Annotated in this window: 22 protein-coding genes; 9 read left to right on the top strand and 13 right to left on the bottom strand. The window is 62.3% G+C overall.

Annotation, left to right across the window (positions count from 1 at the left end; all coding sequences use genetic code 11):
* Nucleotides 1–6: 6 nt before the first annotated feature.
* From murJ to mutS, 4 genes are all read right to left on the bottom strand, one after another.
* Nucleotides 7–1,587, bottom strand: coding sequence for a murein biosynthesis integral membrane protein MurJ (gene murJ / locus QTL94_RS02965; protein ID WP_289800536.1), 1,581 nt, complete (start codon nucleotides 1,585–1,587; stop codon nucleotides 7–9).
* A 10-nt stretch (nucleotides 1,588–1,597) separates the two neighbouring features.
* A complete protein-coding gene (locus QTL94_RS02960) occupies nucleotides 1,598–4,507 on the bottom strand; it encodes a [protein-PII] uridylyltransferase (protein WP_289800535.1) in 2,910 nt (969 codons plus the stop codon).
* A 109-nt stretch (nucleotides 4,508–4,616) separates the two neighbouring features.
* Nucleotides 4,617–4,892, bottom strand: a complete 276-nt coding sequence (locus tag QTL94_RS02955; RefSeq protein ID WP_065689291.1) for a hypothetical protein — start codon at nucleotides 4,890–4,892, stop codon at nucleotides 4,617–4,619.
* 10 nt (nucleotides 4,893–4,902) lie between these two features.
* A complete protein-coding gene (gene mutS / locus QTL94_RS02950; RefSeq protein WP_502944101.1) occupies nucleotides 4,903–7,617 on the bottom strand; it encodes a DNA mismatch repair protein MutS in 2,715 nt (904 codons plus the stop codon).
* 124 nt (nucleotides 7,618–7,741) lie between these two features.
* Between mutS and QTL94_RS02945 the strand changes: the two genes are divergently transcribed.
* Nucleotides 7,742–10,027, top strand: coding sequence for an NADP-dependent malic enzyme (locus QTL94_RS02945; protein ID WP_289800533.1), 2,286 nt, complete (start codon nucleotides 7,742–7,744; stop codon nucleotides 10,025–10,027).
* Between the two features lie 60 nt (nucleotides 10,028–10,087).
* On the opposite strand, the gene olsB is transcribed toward QTL94_RS02945, so the two are convergent.
* From olsB to QTL94_RS02920, 5 genes are all read right to left on the bottom strand, one after another.
* On the bottom strand, nucleotides 10,088–10,963 hold the full coding sequence (gene olsB / locus QTL94_RS02940; protein ID WP_065689294.1) for a l-ornithine N(alpha)-acyltransferase: 876 nt from the start codon (nucleotides 10,961–10,963) through the stop codon (nucleotides 10,088–10,090).
* Nucleotides 10,964–11,073: 110 nt separating this feature from the next.
* Nucleotides 11,074–13,341, bottom strand: a complete 2,268-nt coding sequence (locus tag QTL94_RS02935; RefSeq protein WP_289800532.1) for a hybrid sensor histidine kinase/response regulator — start codon at nucleotides 13,339–13,341, stop codon at nucleotides 11,074–11,076.
* 55 nt (nucleotides 13,342–13,396) lie between these two features.
* A complete protein-coding gene (lspA, locus tag QTL94_RS02930; RefSeq protein WP_065689296.1) occupies nucleotides 13,397–13,900 on the bottom strand; it encodes a signal peptidase II in 504 nt (167 codons plus the stop codon).
* Nucleotides 13,897–14,757: a TrmH family RNA methyltransferase gene (locus QTL94_RS02925; protein ID WP_289800531.1), complete on the bottom strand. Its 861-nt coding sequence runs from the start codon at nucleotides 14,755–14,757 to the stop codon at nucleotides 13,897–13,899. Before QTL94_RS02925 ends, lspA begins: the two co-directional genes overlap by 4 nt.
* Nucleotides 14,754–15,845 (bottom strand): class I SAM-dependent methyltransferase, encoded by a 1,092-nt coding sequence (locus tag QTL94_RS02920; RefSeq protein WP_289800530.1) that lies wholly within the window; start codon nucleotides 15,843–15,845, stop codon nucleotides 14,754–14,756. The genes QTL94_RS02925 and QTL94_RS02920 overlap by 4 nt, the downstream gene beginning before the upstream one ends.
* Nucleotides 15,846–15,962: 117 nt before the next feature.
* On the opposite strand from QTL94_RS02920, the gene QTL94_RS02915 reads away from it, so the two are divergent.
* Nucleotides 15,963–16,415, top strand: coding sequence for an SRPBCC family protein (locus QTL94_RS02915; RefSeq protein ID WP_065689299.1), 453 nt, complete (start codon nucleotides 15,963–15,965; stop codon nucleotides 16,413–16,415).
* Nucleotides 16,416–16,465: 50 nt separating this feature from the next.
* On the top strand, nucleotides 16,466–16,900 hold the full coding sequence (locus QTL94_RS02910; RefSeq protein WP_289800767.1) for a GNAT family N-acetyltransferase: 435 nt from the start codon (nucleotides 16,466–16,468) through the stop codon (nucleotides 16,898–16,900).
* 9 nt (nucleotides 16,901–16,909) lie between these two features.
* On the opposite strand, the gene QTL94_RS02905 is transcribed toward QTL94_RS02910, so the two are convergent.
* The 4 genes from QTL94_RS02905 to sppA all read right to left on the bottom strand — a co-directional run bounded on the left by QTL94_RS02905 (nucleotide 16,910) and on the right by sppA (nucleotide 19,756).
* Nucleotides 16,910–17,815: a S1C family serine protease gene (locus tag QTL94_RS02905; protein ID WP_289800529.1), complete on the bottom strand. Its 906-nt coding sequence runs from the start codon at nucleotides 17,813–17,815 to the stop codon at nucleotides 16,910–16,912.
* Nucleotides 17,816–18,018: 203 nt separating this feature from the next.
* Nucleotides 18,019–18,351 carry a LapA family protein gene (locus QTL94_RS02900; protein WP_065689301.1) on the bottom strand — a complete coding sequence of 111 codons (333 nt, stop codon included), beginning with the start codon at nucleotides 18,349–18,351 and terminating at the stop codon, nucleotides 18,019–18,021.
* 125 nt (nucleotides 18,352–18,476) lie between these two features.
* A complete protein-coding gene (locus QTL94_RS02895) occupies nucleotides 18,477–18,776 on the bottom strand; it encodes an integration host factor subunit beta (protein WP_018898213.1) in 300 nt (99 codons plus the stop codon).
* Nucleotides 18,777–18,805: 29 nt separating this feature from the next.
* On the bottom strand, nucleotides 18,806–19,756 hold the full coding sequence (gene sppA, locus QTL94_RS02890) for a signal peptide peptidase SppA (RefSeq protein WP_289800528.1): 951 nt from the start codon (nucleotides 19,754–19,756) through the stop codon (nucleotides 18,806–18,808).
* A gap of 212 nt (nucleotides 19,757–19,968) precedes the next feature.
* Here sppA and lptC point away from each other — a divergent pair, with 212 nt between their 5' ends.
* From lptC to ptsN, 6 genes are all read left to right on the top strand, one after another.
* On the top strand, nucleotides 19,969–20,634 hold the full coding sequence (gene lptC, locus QTL94_RS02885) for an LPS export ABC transporter periplasmic protein LptC (RefSeq protein ID WP_065689303.1): 666 nt from the start codon (nucleotides 19,969–19,971) through the stop codon (nucleotides 20,632–20,634).
* Nucleotides 20,635–20,648: 14 nt separating this feature from the next.
* The gene (locus tag QTL94_RS02880; RefSeq protein ID WP_289800527.1) at nucleotides 20,649–21,317 is read left to right on the top strand and encodes an LptA/OstA family protein; all 669 of its coding nucleotides are present in this window, start codon (nucleotides 20,649–20,651) and stop codon (nucleotides 21,315–21,317) included.
* A gap of 39 nt (nucleotides 21,318–21,356) precedes the next feature.
* A complete protein-coding gene (gene lptB, locus QTL94_RS02875) occupies nucleotides 21,357–22,142 on the top strand; it encodes an LPS export ABC transporter ATP-binding protein (RefSeq protein ID WP_065689305.1) in 786 nt (261 codons plus the stop codon).
* 156 nt (nucleotides 22,143–22,298) lie between these two features.
* Nucleotides 22,299–23,861 carry an RNA polymerase factor sigma-54 gene (rpoN, locus tag QTL94_RS02870; protein ID WP_289800526.1) on the top strand — a complete coding sequence of 521 codons (1,563 nt, stop codon included), beginning with the start codon at nucleotides 22,299–22,301 and terminating at the stop codon, nucleotides 23,859–23,861.
* A gap of 249 nt (nucleotides 23,862–24,110) precedes the next feature.
* Nucleotides 24,111–24,686, top strand: a complete 576-nt coding sequence (gene hpf, locus QTL94_RS02865) for a ribosome hibernation-promoting factor, HPF/YfiA family (RefSeq protein WP_113520363.1) — start codon at nucleotides 24,111–24,113, stop codon at nucleotides 24,684–24,686.
* Nucleotides 24,687–24,749: 63 nt separating this feature from the next.
* Nucleotides 24,750–25,214 (top strand): PTS IIA-like nitrogen regulatory protein PtsN, encoded by a 465-nt coding sequence (gene ptsN / locus QTL94_RS02860; RefSeq protein WP_065689308.1) that lies wholly within the window; start codon nucleotides 24,750–24,752, stop codon nucleotides 25,212–25,214.
* Nucleotides 25,215–25,225: the final 11 nt, after the last annotated feature.

Genomic DNA, 25,225 nt, shown 5'->3' with positions numbered 1-25,225 from the left:
CGGTGGCTAGGTGTCCGTCTTGACCGCCGGCTTGCGGTTGAGATTGCGGCGGATCATGCCGAGGTTCGCGCCGCCGATCAGGAACGCCGTGGCGAAGTAGACGGTCATGGCAATCAGGATCAGCAGGCCGAGCGTGCTGATCTTCGTTGTCAGGCGAGCGTCCGAGGCAAGCCACGGCGCCCAACGGTGCTGAAGATACATAATCGCCGCGCCCATGACGGCAGCAGAAACGACGAGAAGCGCGGCGCGACGCGCCAGCGCCCACTCCCACGCGAGATGGCCGCGGCGCAGCAAGGTGGAGAATAGCAGCACGGTGCTGATCCAGCCGGCCGTTGCTTCCGCGACTGCGATGCCGGGAGCACCGAGGTGAGGAAAGAGCGTGAGCGCGGTGGCGCAGTTGACCCCAACGGCGACCGCCGAAAACCGCATTGGCGTCCTGGTGTCCTCGCGTGCGTAGAAGCCCGGCTGCAGGGCCTTGATCAATACAAAGGCGGGCAGGCCGATGCCGTAGATGGCAAGGATCGAGCCGACGATGGCGGTGTTTTCCTGGTGGAAGGCGCCGCGCTCGTAGAGCACGCGGATGATCTCGTCGGAGAGGATCCAGAGCGCGAAGGCGGCTGGGATCGTCAGGAACAGCACGAACTCGATCGAGCGGTTCTGCAGATTTCCGGCTTCGCGCAGATTGCCGGCCTTCAGGGCGCGCGCCAGTTCCGGCAGCAGCACCACGCCGACGGCGACGCCGACGACGCCGAGCGGCAGCTGGTAGATGCGGTCGGCATATTGCAGGGCCGCGATGGCGCCCTCCCGCGAGGAGGCGATTGCCTGGCCGATCATCTGGTTGATCTGGGTGATGCCGCCGGTGACGGCGGCCGGAATGGCGAGGATCAGCAGGCGTTTGACGTTCGGCGTGAAGCGCGGGAAGCGCAGGCCGATGCTCATGCCGGCATGAACCACGCCGAGATAGACGACGACAAGCTGCAGGATACCGGCCACCAGCACGCCCCAGGAGAGGTACCATGCGGTCTGCAGCGGTTCGGCACCGGTGTAGAGCGCATAAAACAGCGCCCCGATCATCACCACGTTGAGGAAGACAGGCGCGATCGCTGCGGCAAAGAAGTGATGCAGCGAGTTCAGCATCCCGCTCATCATCGCCGTCAGCGACATGCACATGAGATAGGGGAACATCACCGCCGCCATGCGCACGGTAATGTCGAACTTGTCGGGATCGTTGGTAAAGCCCGGCGCGATGATGAAGCGCACCAGGAGCGGCATCGCCAGCTCCATCACGATGGTGATGAGCAGCAGCACCGAGAAGAGAACGCCGAACACTTCCTCCGAGAAGCGCTTTGCCCCGTCGGTCCCGTTCGCCTCGATTTCCTTGGCAAACAGCGGCACGAAGGCGGCGTTGAACGCGCCTTCCGCAAACAGCCGTCGGAACAGGTTGGGGAAGCGGAAGGCCGCATAGAAGACGTCGGCCATCGGCCCGGTGCCGAGTGCGGCCGCCATCAGCGTTTCACGGGCAAAACCGAAGATGCGGCTGCCCAGAGTGGCGCCGCCGACGGTGGCGAATTTCTTGACGAGGCTCATGCGTATAGGCTCATGCGGTGGAATCCGCTTTCTTGTCAGTCGGCACGGCGCTGCGGGCGGTGCTCGCCGGCGCGATGATACCGGACGGCATGCGTTCGCGAAGCTCGTCCTGTTCCTCGGCGATGACGGCCCTCAGGCGCGCGGTGATGTTCGATCGCTTGCTGTCGCCGGAGATCTTCTGGCCGACGAGATCGGTGACGTAGAAGGTGTCGATCACCTTCTCGCCGAAGGTGGTGATGCGGGCCGACTGGATGTCGAGCGACAGGTCGGAGAGAACAGCCGTGACCTCGGACAGCAGCCCGGTGCGGTCGAGGCACTCGACCTCGATGACCGTGAACTTGTTCGACAGGCTGTTGGAGATGGTGACCGACGGCGGGATGACGAAGGCCTTGCTCTTCTTGCGGTTCTTGGTGCGCGTGGCAATCACTTCCGGCAGCCGCTTGCGGCCCGAGAGCACGTCCTCGATCATCCGACCGATGGTGCCGGCTCGGCGCAGCTCGTCGGCATCGTCCTTGAATTCGCGGCTGACATGGATCGTGTCGAGCGCGCGCCCGTCCGATGTCGTGAAGATCTGCGCGTCGACGATGTTGGCGCCCGCAGCGGCACATGCGCCGGCGATGACCGCGAGCAGGCGCGGATGGTCGGGCGACAGCACGGTAATCTCGGTGATAGCATGGAAGCTGTCGGTGCGCACCATGGTCGCCAGCGCCTGGCCGGCCTTGTCCGCCTGGCGGATGAAGCCGGCGTGGCGCACCTGGTCTTCCAGCGGCACGGACAGCAGGTAGGGCTGGTAGTGCAGCTTGCTGTAGGTCTTGCGGTCCTTCTGGCTCCAGTCCGCCAGCGCGTTGAACAGCGCCTCGGCGGCGAAGTTGGCGCGCTCCTTGCGGGACACTTCCGAGAAACCGCCGGCGAGCAGCAGCTCGGTTTCATAGTAGAGCGTCCGCAGCAGCTGGCCCTTCCAGCCGTTCCAGACGCCCGGACCGACGGCACGAATATCGGCGATCGTCAGGATCAGCAGCATCTTCAGCCGCTCGAGCGACTGCACGCGGTCGGCAAAGTCGGTGATGGTCTTGCGGTCGGTCAGGTCGCGGGTCTGCGCCACCATCGACATCGTCAGATGTTCCTCGATCAGCCAGACGACGGTCTCCGTCTGCTTCTGCGACAGGCCGAAGCGGGCGCAGAGCTTGCGGGCGACGCGCGCGCCGGCGATCGAATGGTCTTCCTGGCGGCCCTTGGCGACGTCGTGCAGCAGCACGGCGACGTAAAGCGCCTCGCGATCCTCGATGCCGGGCATCAACTTGTTGGCAAGCGGGTGCAGGTCGTCGGCCTTGCCCTTGTCGATCTCCGACAGCACGTCGACCGAGCGGATCAGATGCTCGTCCACGGTATAGTGGTGGTACATGTTGAACTGCATCATCGCGACGATCTTGCCGAACTCCGGAATGAAGCGGCCGAGCACGCCGGCTTCGTTCATGCGGCGCAGGATCAGCGCGGGGTCGCGCTTGGAGGTGAGGATCGAAATGAAGAGGCGGTTCGCCTCGTCGCTTTCACGCAGGGCATTGTCGATCAGGCTGAGCGAGCGCGTCACGCGCTTCAGGGCATCAGGGTGGAATTCCAGGCCGTGGATATCGGCGACGTGGAAGAGCCGGATGATGTTGACGGGATCGCGCTTGAAGACGTCAGGGCTCGCGAGTGCAATGCGGCCGCGATCTTCCATGAAGTCTGTGCTGCCGGGAATCTTGCGGCTGCGGTGGGCGAAGCGGCTGATCACGCCGGACAATCCGGGTGTCGACTTGGCCTGTTGGTCCTCGAGCGCGGCGCAGAGAATCCGGGTAAGGTCGCCGACGTCCTTGGCCACCAGGAAGTAGTGCTTCATGAAGCGTTCGACCGCCGACAGGCCCGGCCGCGAGTGATAGCCGAGCGCCTCGGCGATTTCCCGCTGGATGTCGAAGGAGAGCCGCTCTTCCGCCTTGCCGGTCAGGAAATGCATGTGGCAGCGCACCGCCCAGAGAAAATCGTCGGCCTTCTCGAAAAGCCGGTATTCGTGCTTGGACAGGACGCCCAGCGCCACCAGTTCGGCGGCGTCGCGCACATGGTAGTAATATTTCGAGATCCAGAAGAGCGTGTGCAGGTCGCGCAGGCCGCCCTTGCCTTCCTTGACATTCGGCTCGACCAGATAGCGCGTGTCGCCGGCCTTGCGGTGCCGCTCGTCGCGCTCGGCGAGCTTGGCGGCAATGAACTCCGGCCCGGTCCCGGTGACGATTTCCTTGTCGAAGCGCGTCTCGAGGTCGGTCGCCAGCGATGTCAGGCCGCAGATGTAGCGCATCTCGAGGATCGCCGTGCGGATCGTCATGTCGGAGCGCGACAGCGTGATGCATTCGTCAATCGTGCGCGTGGCGTGGCCGACCTTGAAGCCCATGTCCCAGAGGACATAGAGCATGAATTCCACGGCCTTGTGCGTCTCCTCCGCCGGCTTGGGCAGGAAGAGGAAGAGCAGGTCGATGTCGGAGCCCGGAGCGAGCGTGTCTCGGCCGTAGCCGCCGACCGCGGTAACCGCGAACTTGTCGCGCTGCGCCGGAAACACGTGGCTCGTGACGAACCGGTAGAGAACTGTGATGAGCTGGTCCTGCAGCCAGGAAATGCGCCGCGCGCACCGCAACCCGCTGCCGTCGGCAGACAGAAGCTCGCGCGCTTTCTCGCGGCCTTCGTTGCTGGCCTTCTTCATGATGGCCAACAGGTCGGCGCGCATGACATCCGGCCGCGTCTTGTTGGCTTCGGCAACGGCGTCGCACATCTGCTGGAGATAGGCCGTATCGAGAATGGCTGAAAAGTCGGTGTCGTTCGTCGGCGCCATGCGCGGGGCGGCTTCCTGTTCACGCGGCGCCACGTCGTCGGAGTGCGCCTCTCGTTTCGTCTGCATGCGCTATAGCCTCTTTGCCGGTCGATTGACACGGCTTCATACTGCAAGAACCTTTAATTTTGGCGAAAAGGTGTTGCTGCAGCAAAAGGCGGTTCGAAAGGCTGCGTCCTCAGGCGCCGATCTGCGCGTTCACCGTATAGAGAACCTGCCGCGTTTCGCTGGCGATTTCGTCGAGCATTGCCTTATCGCATTCGCGGTAGCCGGCCTTGGCGATGGCAAGCGTCAGGTCGGAGATGATCGAGCAGCAGCGGGTGATCTGCAGCAGGCCGAAGGGCGAGGCCCAGCCGCGCGGGTTGCCGCGTTCGTCTGCAAGTCGCAGGGCCTCGATCGCCGTGAAAATATTGGCGAGCCTTTGCGTTTCGCGAAGCAGTCGCTCCATGAACATCGTTGGCCTCCTACTTGACCTGCTTTTTCAAACTGTAGAGCGCGTTCAGCGCTTCGCGAGGTGTCATGTCGTCGAGGCTCATGCCCTTCAGCGCCTCCTCGACTTTCGACGGGCCGCGGTTGCCGTCTTCGCGACGCACCGCCACCTGGAACAGCGGCAGGTCGTCGATCAGCTGGCTCGCCGGATTCTTGCGGTCGGCGTCTTCCAGCCGTGTGAGTACGTCGCGGGCGCGGGCCACGACGGACGCCGGCAACCCAGCAAGCCGCGCGACCTGGATACCATAGGATCGATCCGCCGCTCCCGGCCCGACCTCGTGCAGGAAGATGACGTCGCCGTCCCACTCCTTGACGCGCATCGTGGCGTTGGACAGCCGTGCGAGCTTTTCCGACAGGACCGTCAACTCGTGGAAGTGCGTGGCAAACAGGCCGCGGCAGCGGTTCGCCTCATGAAGATGCTCGACTGCGGCCCAGGCAATGGAAAGGCCGTCGAACGTTGCCGTCCCGCGGCCGATCTCGTCGAGGATGACAAGCGAGCGTTCGGTCGCCTGGTTGAGGATCGCCGCGGTTTCGACCATCTCGACCATGAAGGTCGAACGCCCGCGCGCCAGATCGTCGGACGCGCCGACGCGCGAGAACAGCCGGTCGACGATGCCGATATGCGCGCTCGTCGCCGGAACGAAGGCGCCCATCTGTGCCATGATCGCGATCAGCGCGTTCTGGCGCAGGAATGTCGATTTACCGCCCATGTTCGGGCCGGTCAGCAGCCAGATGGCGCCGTCCTTGTCGTCAGCGACCGGTGAAAGATCGCAGTTGTTGGCAACGAAGGGTCCGGAAGACTGCCGCCTGAGGGCCTGTTCGACGACAGGGTGGCGGCCGCCCTCGATCGCAAACATCTTCGATCCATCGACCTGCGGCCGGCAATAGGCCTGCTCGTCGGCCAGCAGCGCAAGGCCGGCCGCGACGTCGATAACGGCAAGCGCGCGTGCGCCGGCCTTGATCGCTTCGGCTTCCGCAACCACCGCGGCCGTCACCCGGTCGAACGCCTCCAGTTCGATCTGCAGCGCCCGGTCGGCCGCATTGGCGATCCGGCTCTCGAGATCGGCGAGTTCGGTGGTGGTGAAGCGCATCGCGTTCGCCATGGTCTGGCGGTGAATGAAACGCGCCTTCGCCTCCGCTGTATCCGTCATCGGGCCCGCATTGCCGGCGGTCACCTCGATGAAGTAGCCGAGCACATTGTTGTGCTTGATCTTCAGCGACTTGATGCCGGTTTCTTCGGCATACTGCAGCTGCAAGCCGGCGATCACGCGGCGCGACTGGTCGCGCAGCGCCCTCACGTCGTCGAGTTCCGCGTTGGCGCCATCGCGCAGAAAGCCGCCGTCACGCTTCAGCAGCGGCAGTTCGTCGCCCAGCGTTTCCGACAACAGTCGGGCGAGGTCGCAGGGCAGGGCGCAAAGCCCCGACAGCGCCTGAACCAGTTCTTCCGGCAGCAGAGCGTTTCTCAGAAGGCCAGCAAGATCGGCCGCGGCATTCAGGCCTTGGCGGATCGCCGCTAGATCGCGCGGGCCGCCGCGGTCCAGCGCAAGTCGCGACAGCGCGCGGGGCATGTCGGGCACATGTTTCAGGTGATCGCGCAGATCGCCGCACAGCGAAGGCTCTTCGATCAGGAACCCGATCGAATCCAGCCTCTCGTTGATGCTGACGGGATCCGTCAGCGGCGACATCAGCCGTTCGGCAAGCAACCGCGCGCCGCCGCCTGTCACGGTCCTGTCGATGGCCTTGAGCAGCGAACCGTTGCGATCGCCCGACAGCGTCCTTGCAAGTTCGAGGTTGGCGCGTGTCGCGGGATCGATAAACAGCGTCGAGGCGGCGCTCTCGCGCTCCGGCTTGCCAAGCGGTGGGCGTTCGGCGATCTGCGTCTTCTCGACATAGGCGACGGCCGCTGCCGCTGCCGCAAGCTCGGCGCGCGAGAAGGTGCCGAAGCCGTCCAGTGTCGATACGCCGAAGTAGCGCGTGATACGCCCCTCCGCCGTTGCGCTGTCGAACAGCACCGAGGGCTGAGGAACAGCCGTGCGTCCCAGCACGTCGAAAACCGGCTTCAGCTCGGGATCGTGAAACATCGTGTCCGGCAGGATCAGTTCGCGTGGGTCAATACGCAGGATATCGGCAAGCAGCCGCGACGCTTCCGTTTCGGCCAACCGGAAGACGCCGGTCGAAATATCGATCCAGGCCAGCGCCAGCAACGGCTCGGAGGCGCCGCGAATCCGGGTAAGTGCCATCAGGTAGTTCGATTCCGATGGCGAAAGCAGCTTCTCTTCGGTGATCGTACCTGGCGTAACCAGCCGGACGACGTCGCGCTTCACGACGGATTTCGAACCGCGCTTCTTGGCCTCCGCCGGGTCCTCGACCTGCTCGCAGACCGCAACGCGAAAGCCGAGAGAAATCAGCTTCTGCAGGTAGTCGTCGGCCGCATGGACCGGTACGCCGCACATTGGAATGTCCTGGCCCATGTGCTGGCCGCGCTTCGTCAAGGTGATGCCGAGCGCGCGCGATGCGTCCAGCGCGTCCTCGAAGAACAGCTCGTAGAAATCGCCCATGCGGTAAAACAGCAGCGAGCCCGGGTTGTTAGCCTTGATCTCGATGAATTGTTCCATCATCGGCGTGGCCGATGCACGGCTTTCCTCGGTAGCAAGCGCGGCAGCCGAAAAAGCTTCGTTTCTGGCGTTCATACGTTCGTTCACGGAGTGCGATTTTTCCAAAAAAAACAGGTGCCAACCCTAGCCGCCCGCCGCTATAGATGACAACCGGGATTGAGGAAGAGCAAAGCGTCACCCACAAGACGTTGGAGGAATAATGCCCGATACCGAGAAGAAGCCACGTTCCGTGACGTCGGTCACCGACAATGAAGCGCTTGAGTTTCACGCGATGGGCCGCCCCGGCAAGCTGGAGATCTCTCCCACCAAGCCGATGGCGACGCAACGCGACCTGTCGCTTGCCTATTCTCCTGGTGTTGCCGTGCCGGTCAAGGCGATCGCGGCGGATCCGGCCACGGCCTACGACTACACGACGCGCGGCAACATGGTGGCCGTGATCTCGAACGGCACCGCAATCCTTGGTCTTGGCAATCTCGGCGCGCTGGCGTCGAAGCCGGTCATGGAAGGCAAGTCGGTGCTGTTCAAGCGCTTTGCCGACGTCGACTCCATCGATCTCGAGGTCGATACAGAGAATGTCGACGAGTTCATCAATTGCGTGCGCTTCCTCGGCCCGTCCTTCGGTGGCATCAACCTGGAAGACATCAAGGCGCCGGACTGTTTCATCATCGAGCAGCGCCTTCGCGAGCTGATGGATATCCCTGTTTTCCACGATGACCAGCACGGCACGGCAATCATCGCCGCCGCCGGCCTGATCAACGCGCTGGAACTCACGGGCCGCGATCTGAAGACGACGAAGCTGGTCTGCAACGGCGCCGGTGCTGCGGCAATCGCCTGCGTCGAGCTGATCAAGGCCATGGGCTTTGCGCCTGAAAACATCACCCTCTGCGACACAAAGGGCGTGATCTATCAGGGCCGCACCGAGGGCATGAACCAGTGGAAATCCGCGCATGCGGTCAAGACTAAGGCGCGCACGCTAGAAGAGGCCATCAAGGGCGCTGACGTCGTTTTCGGCCTGTCCCAGAAGGGCGCCGTCTCCGAGAAGATGATCCGCTCGATGGCCGACCGGCCTGTGATCTTCGCAATGGCCAATCCCGATCCTGAGATCACGCCGGAAGAGGTTGCCCGCATTCGTGACGACGCTATCATGGCGACCGGCCGGTCCGACTACCCGAACCAGGTCAACAACGTTCTCGGCTTCCCCTACATTTTCCGCGGCGCGCTCGACGTTCGGGCAACCACCATCAACGACGACATGAAGATCGCAGCCGTCAACGCTCTGGCGAAGCTGGCGCGCGAAGACGTGCCGGATGACGTGGCTGCCGCCTACCAGGGCAATCGGCCGCGCTTTGGCTCTCAGTACATCATTCCCGTGCCGTTCGATCCGCGCCTGATCTCGGCCATCCCGGTCGCCGTCGCGCAGGCTGCCATCGATAGCGGCGTCGCCCGCAAGCCGATCACCGACATGGCGGGCTATGCCCGCGAACTCTCGGCTCGCCGCGACCCGATCGCCTCGACGCTGGCAAGCCTCTATGAGCGCGTTCGCCGCCGTCCGAAGCGCGTCGTCTTCGCCGAAGCCGAGGAAGAGCAGGTCATGCGCGCGGCGATGTCCTATGCGAACCAGGAGCTGGGCACGGCGATCCTGCTCGGACGCGAGGACCTGATCCATCAGACCGCAGAGCGCGCCGGCGTCGACCTCAACCGTCCCGGCATCGAGATCGTCAACGCCCGCATTTCCACGCGGGTCGAAGCCTATATCGACTATCTCTACGCGCGCCTTCAGCGCAAAGGCTATCTGCACCGTGACGCGCAGCGCCTGATCCATAACGATCGCAACCACTTCGCGGCCTGCATGGTCGCGCTCGGCGACGCGGACGGCATGGTGACCGGCATTACCCGCAATTACTCGACGGCGCTCGAGGACGTGCGCCGTTGCATCGACATGAAGCCGGGTCACCGCGTGATCGGCGTTTCGATCGCGCTATGCCGCGGCCGCACAGTCTTCGTCGCCGATACCGCCGTCCACGACATGCCATCGGCTGAGGAACTGGCCGATATCGCGGTCGAGGCCGCAGGCTTCGCACGCCGCATGGGCTACCAGCCGCGCGTCGCCATGCTTGCCTATTCCACCTTCGGACATCCGTCGGGCGAGCGCTCCGAGCGCGTGCGCGAGGCGGTGAAGATCCTCGACAGCCGCCGCGTCGACTTCGAGTACGACGGCGAGATGGCTGCCGATGTGGCGCTGAACCGCAAGGCGATGGAACAGTATCCGTTCTGCCGTCTCTCCGGCCCGGCCAATGTTCTGGTCATGCCGGCGTTCCACTCGGCCTCGATCTCGACGAAGATGCTGCAGGAACTCGGCGGCTCGACGGTCATCGGCCCGATCCTTGTCGGTCTCGACAAGGCCGTGCAGATCACCTCGATGGGCGCGAAGGACTCCGACATCGTCAACATGGCGGCAATCGCCGCCTATACGGCGGGTAGCTAACAAGACAAAGCCCGCTTTGCGAGGGCAAAGCGGGCTTCCTCTTCAGGCAAAAGCGGCGATTTAGCTCGCGAACCGTCCGGCGTCGGCGCCGTAGTAGTTCAGATAGCGGTCCGAAATGCTGGCGATCGGCAGAACGATCAGCACATCCGTCGTATTGAAGGCATGATCGACGACGGCGGTGGAGCCGACCATCGCGCCGAGACGCATGTAGCCTTTGATCAGCGGCGGCAGCGCCATCAGCGCCCGCTTCGGGTTCACAGCCTCGCTCGGCATCAGATCCATGTCACGGGCGAGATGCGGAAGCGCACCCACGGCCCATTCGTCCTTGGCCGAGACATTGTGATGCAGGAAGGAAAGCGCCAGCGCGTGGCTTTCGGGGTGCACGCCGGGGAAGGACGCGCAGCCGAACATGGCGCTCATGCCGTGTTTCAGCGCATAGGCCCAGTTGCCCTGCCAGAGAAGTTCGACAATCCGCTTCGTGCGATAATCGGGCAGAACGCAGGAGCGGCCAAGCTCCATGAAGCGCTTATCCGGATGGCGCGCGATCAGGTCATCGACGGCAAACTCCGAAGCCGAGTAAAAGCCGCCGTTGGCCATCGCGACCTCCTGTCGCAGGAGGCGGTAGGTGCCGACGATCTGGTCCTCGCTGTCGCCCTCGATCGAGCGGTCGAGCACCAGCAGATGGTCGCAAAAGGCGTCATAACGGTCGAAATCACGCTTGCGGCGCATCGCCTCGGCCGGCAATTGCGCCTGCATTTCCTCGACGAAGACGCGATAGCGGACAGCCTGCGCGGCATCCACTTCGCCGGGCGTACGGGCGAGTCTCGTCTCGAGATTCCCGATGCGGCCGAACACGTCATTTTCTTTCGGAGCAGCTGTTCCAGAAGGGGGCAAAGTCTCCGAGACGCTGTCACGGTTGCGGATGTCTACTGACATGGCGATTCTTTCGTTGCCGGCTTTGGAAGGCCATAAAACACTTATATGCGACAGGAAAGTGACATTTTAAACCCCCTCTAACGCGTGACCCGGGAGGTGTTGCAAGGCGGTTATAGCGCTTCAGATCGGCGTGCAGAGAGTGCGGCCACGGCCTGAACTTCTGTCAGCAGCCGTATCGGATCAATGGGCTTTAGCATGACGCGGTTTGCGCCGTTCAGCAAGACTTGTCTGCGGGATTCGTCGCGCTTGTCGGCTGTCAGAACGATGATTGGCACCGAGGGAACGTCGAGCCGGCGCTCATGCCCACGTAGCCGGCCAATCATCTCGATTCCGTCGCCACCGGGCATGGAAAGATCGCTGATGACGATGTCCGGACGCACGCTCCGCTCGCCGAGCGCCCGGTCGAGAAGAGCCTCGAAATCCTCGACATGGTGAACCGTATGTCCCGCCTTCTCAAGCATGGCGCGGATCAGCATGGCATTGATCGGATCGTCTTCGGCGAGCAGGATATTGAGGCCGTGCTGATTGCCCTGTTCGGGGATCGCCGCGCTGAAGCCGGGCTGGTTGTCGTTCAACGCGTCGCGCTTTTCCATGCCGCGAATACGGCCGCGCAGCACGTCGATCAGCGACTGCTCCCGCAGCGGCCGGATGAGCCAGGCATCGAAGAGGTCGAGGGAGTGCGAGCTGCGCTCTTCCGGATTGACGAGGAAGATCTTGCGCAGGCCAAGCGCCGCGATCTCCGTTCGATCGGCAAGATGCGCAGCGAATTCGGCGGACATGCGATGATCGACGATGATGTCAGTCGGCCGGCGGCCTCCCTTGGCCATTTCCAGCAGCAGCTCACGCGCGGCCATGCCGTCGCTGACGAGATGGCAATCGCCGCCGAGCGTACCGATGGTTTCGGCGGTCGCCATGCGGGCCGCGCCTGCCGGCGCCAACAGCACGACGACGTTTCCCGCAAGCACCGCGTCCCGCCGGCCGCGCGCTTCCTCGGGAAGATCGACGCGAAAGCGGATGCTGAACTCGCTGCCTGTGCCGCGTTCACTCGCGACAGTCAACGAACCGCCGAATTCGCGCATGATGCGGGCGGAGATCGCCAGTCCGAGGCCGGTGCCGTTGCTCTTGTCGACGATGCTGCCGGCCTGCTCGAATTCGCCGAAGATGCGTGCCTGCTCCTCGTCCGTCATGCCCGGTCCGGTATCCGTGACGCTGATGTGCAGATCGTCATCCTGCAGCGAAACGCGAACGAACACGCCGCCCACCTGCGTGAACTTGACGGCATTGCCGATCACGTTGAAGAGAACCTGCCGCAAGCGCGCAGGGTCGAAGTTCATCAGCTCCGGCACGTCGGATGATACGGTCGCGCCGATCTCGATGCCCTTCTCGTGGGCGCGGTGCGCCAGCATTTCAACGACGCTTTCGAGCAGCGTTCGCAGCGATTCCAGGCGTGGCCTGAGCTGGAAACGGCCGACCTCGATCGTCGAGAAGTCGAGCAGGTCCTCCACCAGCTGGGTGAGCGCGTGGCCGGACTGGCGGATGCCCGTCAGATAGTTCTGCTGCTCCTGCGTCAGCCGGCTTTCGGTGAACAGGTGCGTCATGCCAAGGATGCCGGAAAGCGGCGTGCGCAGCTCGTGGCTGACAGTGGCAAGCAGCCGCGACTTGGCAGCGCTGTTGTATTCCGCCTTCTGGCGTGCCTCCTCGCGGGCGTATGCCAGCAGGCGCTCGTCCGTGACGTCGCGTGCGATGCTCTGCAGCAGCATGCGGCCGTCCGCCGGATCGCGCACGATGATATCGCTCCAGAAAAAGATCCGCTGCCCCTCCGGCGTCGAGACCTCGACGTCGTAGCGGTGCGGCTCCGCGCCGGGACGAAAGGCGATACCCATCTCCTCGCAGGTCAGGCCCTCCGGATTGAGGCGTCCCGTCAACCGGCGGAAGGTGGTGTTGGCCGTTATGATACGGCGATCCATGCCACGGGTGACGGCAATATCGCCGAGCGCATCGTGGATGTCGGCCAGCAGCTGCGTTCCGCCTTGCCCGGTCGGGCCGTGCCTTTTTGCGGCGCGGCGCCTGGCACTCCCCCGGACAGAGAGGACCGCAAGCCCGACGACAAGCAGGAGAGCCGTGACGGCAATTCCGATTGAAAGAAGAAACACGCCGCCCAGCTTGGCAAGCGCCAGGAGCAGAAGGCCGACAATGAGACCGACGCCGCCGAGCCAGAACGAAAGCAGCTTGCGTGATGCGATCCCTGACCGCGCCGGTCGCGCCGGCCTTGTGTTTTTGAAGGTAAAGTCGTCCGCAGCCTGCTCATCGCCGTGATGAGCAGCTTGCCCGCCGAATGCGGCGGCCAGCTTTTCGTGCAATCGACCCAGACCAACCATGGCATTCGACTAGCATGACGCCCGTTCCGAATGCCTTCAGCAAACAGATAAAATTTTAGGCGTTTGTGCTTTTAGGTTGCATCAGCTCGTCTAATATCACGCATCCCGCGCCGATCGTGATAAAACTGTCGGCTAGGTTGAAGACTGCAAACGACCATGTCTCTGTATGGAACAGGATGTAGTCGATCACGTGGCCATAGAGAAAGCGGTCGATCAGGTTGCCGAGCGCGCCCGCGATGATGAAGGCATAGCCGAGATGCGCGAAGGTGCGTTGCTTGCCGGTGCGGCGCCAGAGCCAGATGACAAAGGCGACGATGACCAGTCGCATGCCGACGATGAACCAGCCGTCCATCCCCGACAACATCGAGAAGGCGACGCCGAGATTATAGGTCCGATAGAGCGCCAGCATCGGGATCACAGGCACCACTTCCTGCAAGGGCAGCGTATGGTCGACGACGATCTTGACGATCTGGTCGAGCACAACGGCGATGACGATGAAGATCAGGATCGGCAGGGGGCGCGAAAAGAGCGTTGGGCGGTCTAGCGTCTGCTCGGTCATTTGGCCTCGTCGAGTGAGAGGAGATGGCGCCGGGCCTCGAACATCATCACGGCGCTGGCGACGGCGAGATTAAGCGAGTCGGCGCGCCCCTGCTGTGGAATTCGCGCAAGCACATCGGCTTCCTTTGCGAGATGGTCGGGCAGGCCGGATTGCTCGTTGCCCATGAGGATCACGACGGGCTTCTTCTTGTAGTCGATCGTCCGGTAGTCCACCGAGCCGGCGAGATGGGTTGCCACCACCGAAACGCCGGCGTGCTTCTTCCAGGCGATGAACTCTTCCGGCGTCGCGCGCGCGACCGGAACGGCAAACACCGAACCCATCGTGGCGCGCACCGTCTCCAGCGAAAACGGGTCGGTGGTTTCGCCGACGAGGATGACGCCGGAAGCGCCAGCCGCATCCGCCGTGCGAATGATGGTGCCGAGATTGCCCGGGTCGCGGACGCGGTCGAGCGCGATCCAGGTTTCACCCTGCTTCGGATGAATGTCGCGCAGCGGCTTCCAGCGGGTCTCGAAGATGCCGACCACCATCTGCGGATTGTCGCGACGAGTGACCGAGGAAAGCACCTTCTCGCTGACCTCGAGCACCAGTCCGCCCGATGCAATGGTCTTCGCCGCCATCTGCTCGACCAGAGGCTTGCCCTTGGCTGCCTTGGCATAGACCAGCGTGCGTATCGTCCAGCCGAGCTCGATGGCATCGATCACCAGCTTCAGGCCCTCGGCCATGAAGGCGCCGCTCTGCTCGCGGGTCTTCTTGTCGCTGAGCGCCTTGATATCCTTGATGATCGGATTGGCGAGCGAAGTCACTTCCTTCACCTGCCCGACCCTGTGCGGGCCGGAGCCCCTGTGTTCGTGGCTCATTTCGGCACCCAGCGGGAGAAGAGGGAGGTAGAGAGCGCGCGGCCCGGCGTCTTGCCGTCCAGCCCGGCCTCACGGATCACCAACTCCCCGGACTCGACCACGCCACCGGCGCCGCGCATCGTCTCGCGCATCAGTTCGTGGATCGAATAGAAGCTGGCGCGGATCGAATAGGCGGTCAGCACGAGGCCGACGGCTTTCGGTGACAGGATCTCGCGGCAGACGTCGAGCATCAAGGGCAGGTGGTCGAACAGATGCCAGACCTCGCCGTTCGGCCCGCGACCGAACTTCGGCGGGTCGGTGAGAATGATGTCGTAGGTATTGCCGCGCCGTTCCTCGCGCAGGATGAACTTCATGGCGTCTTCGCAGATCCAGCGAATCGGCGCCTTGTCCAGCCGGCTCAGCGCCTGGTTCTCGCGCGCCCAGCCGATTGCCTTCTTGGAGGCGTCGACGTGGGTCACCTCAGCGCCGGCGGCTGCCGCCACCAGTGAGGCAACGCCGGTGTAGCCGAAGAGGTTCAGCACCTTCAGCGGACGCCCGGCGGCCTCGACCTGCTGTTTCATCCAGGTCCAGTGGACGATCTGCTCGGGAAACACGCCGACGTGGCGGAAGGAGGTGAAACGGCCGAAGAAATCGACCGCGAGAAGATTGAGCGGCCAGGTCTCGCCCAGCGCTTCCTTCGGAAACCGCCAGCGCCCGGTGCCTTCCTCGTCGGTATCGCCGGTGAAGACGGCATCGACCTTCTCCCAGACGTGCTTTGGAAGGGAAGGCTGCCACAGCGCCTGCCCCTCCGGCCGAACGATGCGGAACGGCCCGTATTGTTCGAGCTTCTCGCCGTTGCCGCTGTCGATGAGATGGAAATCGCCGGCGCCGAGGGATTCGAGGATGATCGGCACGCGCTCTGCGGGCCGCTCACCCGTGCGCGCCGTCAGGGGCCGTTCGATTGCCGCAGGCGCTGCCGCCGCTTCCCGCACCGGCGCGGGCTTGCTCGCGGGCTTCAGCGGCCGGCTGGTGCCGCGATCGTCGCTGCGGCGTCCGCCTGTGGGCCCGGCGGCGGGCTTCTGGCCCGGCCGGCGTTCTTTTTGTCTCAACGTGGTCTTCCGCGTGCTGAATTCGATAGAGCCCGTGCAAATAGCATTCCGTTTCACCTTGGCAAAGCGCTTTCCGGCTGTGATAGTTCCAGGCACGGCGAAATGGGAGGATTTCGGATGGACTTGACGGGTGAAGAGCGGATCACCGCACCACGCGATGTTGTTTGGGCCGCCTTGAATGATCCTGAGGTGTTGAAGCAGTGTATTCCGGGCTGCCAGAGCCTCGAGATGAAGTCGCCAACGGAGCTTGCCGCGACCGTCAAGCTCAAGATCGGTCCGGTTTCGGCCACCTTCAACGGTGAAGTGACGCTTTCCAACATCAATGCGCCGGAGAGCTACACGATATCAGGCGAGGGCAAGGGCGGGATCGCCGGCTTTGCCAAGGGCGGCGCCGACGTCACGCTGAAGGAGGATGGCGGCGAAACGATCCTGCAATATCAGGCAAGCGCGCAGGTTGGCGGCAAGATCGCCCAGCTCGGAGCCCGCCTGATCGACTCGACCTCGCAGAAGCTGGCGCATCAGTTCTTCTCGGATTTCAACGCGGCGGTCAGCGCGAAAGCGGCGGAATAGGGAGCACATACACGTTGGCAAGCGTCGCGTCGTCGTTTAGCCCGGTCTCCATCAACTGGATCATCCGGGCGCCTGAGAGAACTGAGCGGGAAGACCTTGCCGACATCTACCTGACGGTTCGCCGCGAGACCTTCACCTGGGTGGAGCCGAGCCGGTTCCGGCACGAGGATTTCTTCACCCACACTCAGGGTGAAATCATGTGGCTGGCCAGCACGCCGGAGGGGGAGATCGCAGGTTTCATGACGCTGTGGGCGCCCGACGATTTCATCCACATGCTCTATATCAGCAAGGAATGGCAGGGAAAGGGCGCCGGGAGCGCGCTTCTGCGGGCATTGCCGGAGTGGCCCCATCAGAAATACCGACTGAAGTGCCTGGTCAATAACAGCCGCGCCAGGGCGTTTTACCTCGCCAGCGGCTTTGTCTCGACCGGCACCGGCACGTCGGCAGAAGGCGAGTACGACGAAATGACCTTCTTTGCGGAGTAGCCCATCGGCCTATTGCAGCGGGGGCCTCCTCAGGAAGCTGCTTCGGTCTGCCGAGCGGACACGCAGCCAGGCTTCACGTCCGTCCCGCAGGACCCGCATCGGGATCTCCGCACCGGCGTCACCGCTGCTCCAGACCTTGCGGTAGAAATCCGCGAGGCCATCGACCTCGCCGTCGCGGATCTCGGAAATGATGTCGCCCTGCTGCAGGCCCGCCTGATCCGCAGGGCTTCCCGCCGCGACGCTCATGACGACAACGTCGCCGTTGTTCTCGGCCGAGAAAGCGCCGAGCCACGGTCGCGGCGGCTTGTTGACCCGGCCGCGCGTCAGAAGGTCGTCAAGGATCGGCGGCAGCAGGTTGATCGGCACCACCATGTTGATGTCCGCGACCTCGCCCTTATTGTTCATCTGCAAGCGAAGAGACCCAATGCCCAGAAGCTTGCCATCCGCGTCCACCAGTGCTGCGCCGCCCCATGAAGGATGCGCCGGCGTGGTGAAGATCGCCTCGTCGAGCAAGTACTCCCAATATCCGGCGAACTCCTGCTTGACGACGATCCGGGCTTCGACGAACTGGCCGATCCCGTCTGCCAGAACGACGGGATCGCCGATCTGGGCCTTGTTGGCGTCGCCGAACTCAAGCGCAGGAAGCCCGAGTTCACCCAAAGCCTGCAGGAGGCCGAAGCCGGTTTCCTGGTCATAGGCGAGCGCATGAGCGGCGACGACCCGTCCGTCGCCGGTCGTCAGCCAGACTTCGTCCGCTTCGGTGATGAGATAGCCGATGGTCAGTACCAGGCCGGATTCCTGGATGACGACGCCGCTGCCTTCGCGGCGGATGCCAAGCGTCTCGGCTGTAAAGGCATCTTCCGGGATTGATGTGCGTACAGCCACGACCGACCGCAAAATTCTATCGATATCCATGGTTTCATCCTCTAAGGCGTGGCGCTGAGGCGGTGAAACTGCCGGTCTAGCAGGGCGCGCAACGGATCTTCTACATAGCTATGAAGACACTTTGCCTGCGACAAGTCTTCGTCGCCCGATTTTATTGGCGTGAGATGGGCTGGCGGCGCCAACCGCCCCGGATGCCCGGGACGATCACGTGAGCAGCTTACGTCCGTTTTCGACTATCGAGAGGGAAGCTGGCCAGCGATTTCCTCGGCGCGCGTCTTGTGCCGGTCAGCCTCGGTCTGCCAGCGAACCGCTTCCTTGGCTTCGGCGCGGGCGCGCTTCCGGTGTTTGCTCTGGCTGAACCAGGTGACCGCCGAGCCGGCGAACATGCCGATGATGAGCGCGATGAAGATGAAGACGAAGAACGGGGCAGACAGCGACAGAACCTGATCTTCAGGCCGGAACGGATTGAACGCCATGGTGACGCTCTGCCGATTGGCGACGCAGAAGATGATCAGAACAATGCCGAGAGGCAGCAAAATCAAAAGGTTGATGATCTTCTTCGCCATTGCATGGCCTCCATATGCTTCGGCGCGCAGTCTTTTTGCGCGTCGCTGTTCGTCAGCCACAGGATAGAAGGGGCGTCGGCAACTTCAAGTGCGGTTTCGCCGCAGCAGGCCGCGCCGGGCGACGATCAATCGTCCTGGTCGGCCTGTCCCGGGTTCAGCCGCTCACGCAGTTCCTTGCCGGTCTTGAAGAAGGGAACCCACTTCTCTTCGACGAACACGGTATCGCCCGTGCGGGGGTTGCGGCCGGAGCGCGAGGGACGGTTCTTGACCGAAAATGCGCCGAAGCCGCGCAGCTCGACGCGGTTGCCGGCGGCGAGTGCGTCGGTGATCTCGTCGAGGACCGCGTTGACAATATTTTCAACGTCACGGTGATAGAGATGCGGGTTGCGTGCAGCAACTATCTGCACCAGTTCGGACTTGATCACAGTCGCCCCCTTAAATTATTGATTTCTTATCAATCATGGCCAACCTGCCAAACTGAAACGAGCCCGTCAAGAAGCAACTTCTGCGGCAGAATTCCAGTGACGTCCTGGCTCCTGGCGAGATCGCCGTAACCAAGGAGCGTCAGTATCTGCGATGCGGCTCCGGCGAGGAAAAATGGCGTGTTACGCTTCTTGTCCCAATCGATTTCCGGCAGGTCCTTGTCGATCTTGCGCGTGGCCAGATAGGCGCGGATTTCCGTGTTGCCGCCGATCTGGTCGATGAGCTTGGCCTTGAGCGCCTGGCGGCCGGTGAAGATCGTGCCGTCGGCCAGCTTCAGCACCTCGTCGCGCGGCAGTTTGCGCCGGTCTGCGACGAGATCGACGAACCAGCCATAGCTGTCGATGATCATGGTGTTGATCATCGCCTTTGCTTCCTCGCTAGCGGGATGGAAGGGCGATGGTTCGGCCTTCAGCGGCGACGACTTGATCTCTTCCATCGATACGCCGAGCTTGTCGAGTAGCGGCTTGATCTGCGGATACTGGAAGATGACGCCGATCGAGCCGGTGATCGAGCTGTCCCCGGCAATGATCATGTCGCCCGCTGTGGCGATCATGTAGCCCGCGGACGCCGCAAGCGTGCGTACATCGGACACGACGGGCTTCTTGGCGGAGATCGCGCGGATTGCCTGGAAGATCCGCTCGCCGCCGTATGTCGTTCCACCCGGGGAGGAAATGGAGACGATGACCGCCTTGACCGCATCATCCTTCTCGATCTTGCCGAGGCGCTCGAGAAGTTCGTCGTCGTCGGTGATCAGGCCCGAGATCGTCACATGAGCAACATGCGGCCGGCGGGTTCCGGCGTCGCCGAGAAGGAAATAATAGGCAGCCAGCCCCAGCGCCACGATCAGCAATACGGCGACGATGCGCCAGAAGCCGAGCTTGCGGCGCAGCCGGCGGCGATCCGCGATGATCGAACTATCCATTCATTCCTCCAGGGTCGGCAAGCTTCGTGCAACTGTTTCCATGTAGGATTTCAACGGCGCGCGGAAATGCTGCTAGGGGCCAGTTTGTACGTTTCTTGCTTGTTGCAGAAAAATTTCCATATTGGCAAGCTAGTGTAATAATGCGACATGAACTGTGATCGGGCGAGGCAGTGCCTATATACGCCTACCGATCATCGCTACGGACTTGATTTATGCTCAACACATTGAACGACGGTGGACAGGCTGCCTATGCACGGCATGCGCGGAGCGCCTACGGCGACGCGCAGCACCATTCCGTGCGCGTGCGCCGGCTGAAAGTGCTTCTGCCCGTCGCCGCTGTCGTTGTTTCGCTGATCTTCATCGGCGTGTCGGTGATACGAACTTACCTGCCGGAAAACATCAAGATCGCCGGCGCCAAGATTGAAAACGGCAAGGTCGTGATGGAAAAGCCCGCGATCTCCGGCCGCAATTCCGATGGCATCAACTACTCGATGCTTGCCGAACGCGCGTTACAGGATATCAAGAATCCGAACCTCATCACGCTCGAAACCATCAAGGCGGCGGTTCCGATCAAGGACGATCTGATCGCCCGCGTGGACGCCACTTCCGCCGATTATGACCGCGCGACGGATAATCTGACGGTCAAGTCACCGTTCAATCTGCTCTTGAGCAATGGCATCACGGCCAAGTTCCAGAGCGCCAAGGTCGACATCAAGGGCGGCAAGCTCGTGACGGACGATCCGGTGACGATTGAAAAAGAAGGCGCTTCGGTTGTTGCGCGCTCGCTCAAGATGACGGATAAGGGGCGAACGATCACATTCGAGGGGAATGTTCGAATGAATGTTGATCCATCCGTTATTCGCAAACAGGGCACTTAACAAGCCGGGTTACTATGACAAACGATTGTCGCATTTCAGCCCGCAAGCCGGGCGCAGTATTTTTCAACGGTGCGCTGGCACTCCTGCTTCTGGCGGGAGGTGCGTTTGCGCAGGCGACCACCAGTCAGATGAGTGGTCTGAAGCTGAACAAGGACGAGCCGATCCAGATCGAAAGCGACAAGCTGGAAATCCACGATCAGGAGCACACGGCTGACTTCACCGGCAACGTCAAGGTCGTCCAGGGGACGACGACCTTGCAGGCCGGTCACATGACCGTCTACTACAAGCCGAAGGCTGGCGCCGCAGATGCTGCCGCGACACCGGCGGCGGACAAGCCAGCGACCGACAAACCAGCGACCGACAAGCCGGCAACGGACAAGAAGGCGGCCGACGCCGGCTCGACCTCGTTCGGCTCCGGCAATGCCGATATCGATCACATCATCGTGACCGGCAAGGTGTTCCTGAGCTCGGGCACGCAGACAGCGACGGCCGACAACGGTTCCTTCGACATGGCGCAGCAGCTGTTCATCCTCAAGGGTGACAAGGTTGTGCTATCCGACGGACCGAACGTCTTTACCGGCTGCCAGCTGACTGTGCACATGGCAACGGGACAGGCGCAACTGGACAGCTGCGGGGGGCGCGTCCAGATCCAACTCGATCCGCAATCCCAGAAAAAGAACTGACCCCGGCCTGACCACGTGAAATTATTCTCGCTAACGACAATGTTCGGCAAGGCCGGGCCGCAGGCTGCGGCCGATGCTGGGGCCGTGGACAAGACCCGCTATCAGGGCACCCTGATCGCGCGCGGTCTGACCAAGACCTACAGCACCCGACGGGTGGTGAACGGTGTTTCGCTGGTCGTGCGGCGTGGCGAGGCTGTCGGCCTGCTCGGGCCGAACGGCGCCGGCAAGACGACCTGCTTTTATATGATCACGGGTCTCGTGCCGGTCGACGAAGGCACCATCGAGATCGACGGCAACGACGTGACGACGATGCCGATGTATCGCCGCTCCCGCCTGGGCGTTGGCTACCTCCCGCAGGAAGCGTCGATTTTCCGCGGCCTGACGGTCGAAGAGAATATCCGCGCTGTACTGGAAGTGCATGTGAAGGACAAAGCGGCGCGCGAGAAGAAGCTCGACGAGCTGCTTGACGAGTTCCACATCCGCAAGCTCCGCAAGAGTGCTGCGGTATCGCTGTCGGGTGGTGAACGCCGCCGCCTGGAAATCGCGCGCGCCCTAGCCACCGATCCGACCTTCATGCTTCTCGACGAGCCTTTCGCGGGTGTCGACCCTATTTCGGTCGCCGACATTCAGAACCTGGTGCATCACCTGACGGCACGCGGCATCGGTGTTCTGATCACCGATCACAATGTCCGCGAGACGCTCGGCCTGATCGACCGCGCCTACATCATCCATGCGGGCGAAGTGCTGACCCATGGTCGGGCGAATGACATCGTCAACAACCCCGAAGTGCGCAGGCTTTATCTCGGCGACAACTTCAGTCTCTGACGGGCAGCGGATCCGACGGAAATTCACCTTCCTGTCATCTACCGCTTGACCAAATTCAATAAAAAAGCAATTTTTGGGCCAACTTGGATTTCCGTGGCCTGAGCCCGTTATAGGATGCGGTTTCCTGGAGGAATTAACGGGAGTTTCGCGTCCATCATGGCACTGTCGGCCAATCTTTACCTGCGCCAGAGCCAATCACTGGTGATGACACCGCAACTGATGCAATCCATCCAGTTGCTGCAGATGACGCACTTCGAGCTCAGTCAGTTCATCGCGCAGGAAGTCGAGAAGAACCCGCTGCTGGAATTTCCGTCAGGTGATGCCGAAACGGGCAGCGAGCGCGGCGCCGACGAGGATGATGGTTACGCGCGCCAGACGGAAGACGCGAAATCCGACGACGATTACGACAGCGGCACGGAAGTCATGTCCGGCGACTGGTCCGATCGCGCCGATGGCGCCGGCGCCAATCGCATGAACGATGAGCTGGACGCCAACTACGCCAACGTCTTTCCCGATGACGGCGTGCCGCCGCGGGCCGATGCCCCCGAGCTGATCAGCCAGTGGAAGTCGATGCCCGGAGGCGGCGAGGGTGCCGAGGCCTATGACCTTGATGACTTCGTTGCCGGGCAGGTGTCGCTTCGCGACTACCTCACGCAGCAGCTGCCTTTCGTCCTACCCGACGTTGCCGATAGCCTGATCGCACAAAACCTTGTCGACCAACTCGACGAGGCTGGCTACCTGCACGCCGACCTTGGCGAGGTGGCGGAGCGCCTCGGTGCCGATCCGGCGGACATGGAGCGGGTGCTGGCGGCGCTACAGACGCTTGATCCGCCCGGCGTCTTTGCACGCAATCTTGCGGAATGCCTTGCCATCCAGTTGCGCCAGAAGGATCGCTACGATCCGGCAATGCAGGCATTGGTTGGCAACCTGGAACTGCTGGCCCGGCGCGATTTCGCGACGCTGAAACGCCTCTGCGGTGTCGACGAGGAAGATCTGCTCGATATGCTGGGCGAGATCCGCCAGCTCAACCCGAAGCCCGGCAGCGGCTTCGAGGCGGGGATTTCGGAAGCGATCATGCCCGATGTGGTCGTCAGGGCCGCGTCCGATGGCAGCTGGCTTGTCGAACTCAATCCGGACACGCTGCCGCGCGTGCTCGTCAATCAGTCTTACTTCGCCAACGTGGCAAAGAATGGCGAGGATCACTCCTTCCTGTCGGAGTGCCTGCAGAATGCCAACTGGTTGACGCGCAGCCTCGATCAGCGCGCCAAGACGATCATGAAGGTGGCGACCGAGATCGTGCGCCAACAGGATGCGTTTCTGATGCACGGCGTCGATCACCTGCGCCCGCTCAATCTGAAGACAGTGGCGGACGCCATCAAGATGCATGAATCCACCGTTAGCCGCGTCACCTCGAACAAGTACATGCTGACGCCGCGCGGCCTGTTCGAGCTCAAGTACTTCTTCACCGTCTCCATCGGCGCCGTGGAGGGTGGCGACAGCCATTCCGCCGAGGCAGTCCGTCACAAGATCCGGACTCTCATCATGCAGGAGAGCCCCGAGGCCGTGCTGTCGGATGACGATATCGTGGATATCCTCAAGAAATCAGGCATCGAACTTGCTCGTCGCACGGTTGCGAAGTATCGTGAGGCCATGAACATTGCTTCGTCCGTGCAGCGCCGGCGGGAGAAGCGGGCCTTGGCGAAAGTCGCCGGCTTTTGAGTTCGGTCACATGTGACCTGTGCGTGTATTCCCGCGTGAAATAGACTGCCTGTTGACTTTTTGGTAACTTCTGGCTAGAAGCCGCCGAAATCGGCGCTGTGGATAGCGTCGGAGGTTATCCCCATCATCCTCAGGGCGCACGCAGCCGAGAACTTCGGTCGATCTTGCTTGGGATCGCGCGAAGTGCTTGGATGCGGATGAGCCTTGGCGTAAACTGGTACTCGCAAACCACATAAGAAGGGAAACTCCATGAGTGTGCGTGTATCCGGTAAACATATGGAAATTGGTGACTCGTTCCGTCAGCGGATTGAGGACCAAATTGGTGTGGCCGTCACGAAATACTTCGACGGAGGGTATTCTAGTCAGGTCATCGTGCAGAAGGCCAACGCCCGCTTTTCCGCCGATTGCAAGGTTCATCTCGACAGCGGCGTGGTTTTGCACGCAGCCGGAGAAGCGATGGATCCGCAGTTGGCCTTCGATGCCGCTTCCGCACGTATTGAGAAGCGACTTCGCCGCTACAAGCGCAAGCTTAAGGATCATCACGCCGGGAATCATCTGAATGGTTTTGCCGAAGTCGCCTACACCGTCATGGACGGTATGCCGGATCACGACGATGAAATTCCCGACGATTTCGCGCCGGCCATCGTCGCAGAAAGTACCAAGCAGTTGAAGACCATGTCTGTTGCGACCGCCGTGATGGCGCTCGACATGACGGACGAACCGTTGCTGCTGTTCCGCAGCCCCGGCAAAGAACAATTGAACATCGTTTACCGTCGGCAAGACGGCAACATTGGCTGGATAGACGCAGCCAACATCAAAAGCTGAGATGAGAGCGAGGAGCGGCGGAACCCGCCGCTCCTCCAAGTCTTGGCGCAGAAGGAAGAAGAAATGGCATTGGCAGATTTGCTGCAGCAAAATGCGATCATTCCCGCCCTCAGGGTAAGTTCCAAGAAACAGCTCCTCCAGGAATTGGCGTCCAAGGCGTCCAAGGTCACCGGGCTGTCCGAGCGGGAAATTTTCGACGTCGTTCTGCAACGTGAGCGCCTTGGTTCCACCGGCGTAGGCAACGGCATCGCCATTCCCCACGGCAAGCTCGCAAGCATCCATTCCATCGTCGGCATCTTTGCGCGCCTCGACCAGCCGGTCGATTTCGAAGCGCTGGACGATCAGCCGGTCGATCTCGTGTTTCTGCTTCTGGCGCCCGAAGGTGCCGGTGCGGACCACCTCAAGGCTCTGTCGCGCATCGCGCGCGTGCTGCGTGATCACGACCTCGTCGCCAAGCTGCGCGCGACGGATTCGGCTTCGGCGATCTATGCATTCCTGAACGAAGAGCAGACCTCGAACGCGGCCTGATTTCGACAGAA

The sequence above is a fragment of the Rhizobium sp. S96 genome (assembly GCF_030382195.1).
Lineage (GTDB): Bacteria > Pseudomonadota > Alphaproteobacteria > Rhizobiales > Rhizobiaceae > Rhizobium.
The sequence above is the reverse complement of the archived record's forward strand: the minus strand, read 5'-3'. Positions and strand labels throughout refer to the sequence as shown.